Genomic DNA, 2512 nt, shown 5'->3' on the forward strand with positions numbered 1-2512 from the left:
CGTGTGACCTTTGCCTTCGGAGGGCAACGCTCTATCCAGCTGAGCTACGGGTGCGAAGCAGCGTGACCATAGGGCAGGAGCGGGTCGCTGGGAAGAGGCTCGTGCCATGCAACGAATAGCGGCCTTGACGCAAGCTTCGACTCGGCGTGGGTCGTGGGCATGCGATCCGTCCGGTTCTTGCCTTGAACTCACTCGCTGATCTCGCCGCCGCCGAGCTTCTCGAATCCTATCGGACCGGCCGCCTCTCCCCCGTGGAGGTCGTCCGCGCCGTCATCGCCCGGATCGAGGCCCGCGAGCCGAAGCTGCATGCCCTTTACCTCTTCCGGCCGGAGGCGGCGCTCGCCGCCGCCGCGGTTTCGGAGGCGCGCTGGGCGAGGGGGGAGGCTCGCGCGCTCGAGGGAGTGCCGCTGACACTCAAGGAGAACGTCGCGACCGTCGGCGATCCGATGCCGCTCGGCACAGCCGCCCGCGAGCCTCCCCTCAGCCTGCGCGACGCGCCCGCCGCCGCGCGTCTCGCCGAGGCTGGAAGCGTGCTCCTCGCCAAGACCGTCATGCCCGATTTCGGCATGCTGTCCTCGGGACTCTCCTCCTTCCATCCGCTCGCCCGCAACCCCTGGGACCTGTCGAAGACACCCGGCGGCTCGTCCTCCGGGGCCGGCGCGGCCGCCGCTGCCGGCTACGGGCCGCTCCACGTCGGCACCGATATCGGGGGCTCGATACGCCTGCCCGGCACCTGGTGCGGCATCGTCGCGCTGAAGCCTTCCTTCGGCCGGGTGCCGGTCGACCCGCCCTATTGGGGACGCGTCGCCGGGCCCATGACGAGGACGGTGCGCGATGCCGCCCTGATGATGCGCGAGATGGCGGGGCCGGATGCGCGCGACGGCATGAGCCTGCCGCTCGCCGCGCTCGACTTTGCCGGTCCGGGCATCGGGCTGAAGGGCCTGCGCATCGGTTATCTGCCGCAGGCCGGCTGCGGCCTGCCGGTCGACCCCGAGGTTGCGGCCGCCGTCGAGCACGCTGCGCGGCTCTTCGAGAGGGAGGGCGCGGTCGTCGAGACCATCGCGCCTTTCCTCACCCGCGAGATGCTGGACGGCCTGGACAGGTTCTGGCGGGCGCGCTCCTGCGCCGACCTCGACGCCCTGGGGCCGGACGCATGGCGGCGCGTCCTGCCCTATATCGCCGAATGGGTCGAGCCGGCGCGCCGTTACGACGGCGCAACCGTCTATCATGGCGTGAGCCAGATCCACGCCATTCGCGACGCGACGCTCAGGGCGACGGGCGTCTTCGATTTCGTCCTCTCGCCGGTTGCGCCTTGCACCGCCTTTCCGGCCGGCATGGCCTCGCCCCTCGACGATCCGCAGCGGCCCTTCGAGCATATCTGCTTCACGATGCCTTTCAATTTCTCGGAGCAGCCCGCGATCTCGGTCCCTGCCGCGACGAGCCGGGCAGGGCTTCCGATCGGCCTTCAGGTCGTGGGGCGCCGTTTCGATGATCCCGGCGTGCTGGCCCTCGCAGCCGCCTTCGAGCGCCTGCGCGACCCGCTTCCGCCTTGGCCGGCGCTCTGACGGCGAGGCCGCTCAATCCCTCCGGGGCGCGACCCGGCCTTTTGCCTGCGCGGCGGCGCCCTCTGCCAGTTCCGCCAGCAGGAGGCGCGCCGGATCGACAGGGGCAGGAAGGGTGAGGGCGGCCGGCGCGCGCCTGAAGCCGAAGCGGGCGTAATAGGGCTCGTCGCCGACCAGGAGGACGAGGACATGGCCGCCTGTGCGCGCCTTCTCCAGGGAACGGCCGATCAGCGCCGCCCCGATGCCGCGTCCCTCGAAGGCCGGATCGACCGCGAGCGGCCCGAGCAGCAGGCCCGGCGCGGCGCCGAGCTGCAGGGGCGAGAGGCGGATCGAGCCGACCAGGAGCGTGCCGACGAGCGCGGTGAAGCACAGTTCGGGCGTCGAGGCTGCTCCCTCGCGAAGCCGGAAGGCCGTTCGCGCGAAGCGGCCGGGGCCGAAGGCGCGCTCGTGCAGACGCTCGATCGAGGGGGCATCCTCCGGGCGCTCCTGGAGGATCGACAGGGGCAGGCTGGTCACGGGCGTTTCGGCGTCCTTCTGGGATTCGGCGGGCCGACCTGTGCGATATGTCCAAAAGGGCTCTCAAGTCACTGACTTGATGTGGGGACAGGCGGCAATCGGCCGTTTCGTCCGGCGCGGGTCTCTCGCAATTGCGGCGCCGTTTTCGCGCAGTCGGCGCGTCTCGCGGAAACCGCTCGCGCGGGCTTGTCCCGGCCGGTATTGTCGGGTGATGCCGGATCGAGCCGGCCGGCATGCCCAAGGTCTCAGGGGCGGTGGCTCCGCGATCGACCGGGAGGAGAGAGCCGATGCGCAGGTTTTTGACGTGCTGGGTCCTCGCGGCGGGCCTGCTGACGCTGGCCCTTCCGGCCTTCGCCCTGGTGGACGAGGGGAAGGTCGCGGCCGCGAAGCAGGCGGCGGACGAGCTGCTCCGGCGGGCTGAGGGATCGGCGGCG

At 71.3% G+C, this 2512-nt stretch carries 2 protein-coding genes; one reads left to right on the forward strand and one right to left on the reverse strand.

Features of this window, described 5'->3' with window-relative positions:
• Positions 1-182 precede the first annotated feature (182 nt).
• Positions 183-1565: an amidase gene (locus tag PKD06_RS17050; protein WP_324382213.1), complete on the forward strand. Its 1383-nt coding sequence runs from the start codon at positions 183-185 to the stop codon at positions 1563-1565.
• 12 nt (positions 1566-1577) lie between these two features.
• On the opposite strand, the gene PKD06_RS17055 is transcribed toward PKD06_RS17050, so the two are convergent.
• Positions 1578-2078 carry an N-acetyltransferase gene (locus PKD06_RS17055; protein WP_324382214.1) on the reverse strand — a complete coding sequence of 167 codons (501 nt, stop codon included), beginning with the start codon at positions 2076-2078 and terminating at the stop codon, positions 1578-1580.
• Between the last annotated feature and the right edge of the window lie 434 nt (positions 2079-2512).

Source organism: Enterovirga sp. (genome assembly GCF_035325185.1).
Taxonomy (GTDB): Bacteria; Pseudomonadota; Alphaproteobacteria; order Rhizobiales; family Beijerinckiaceae; genus Enterovirga.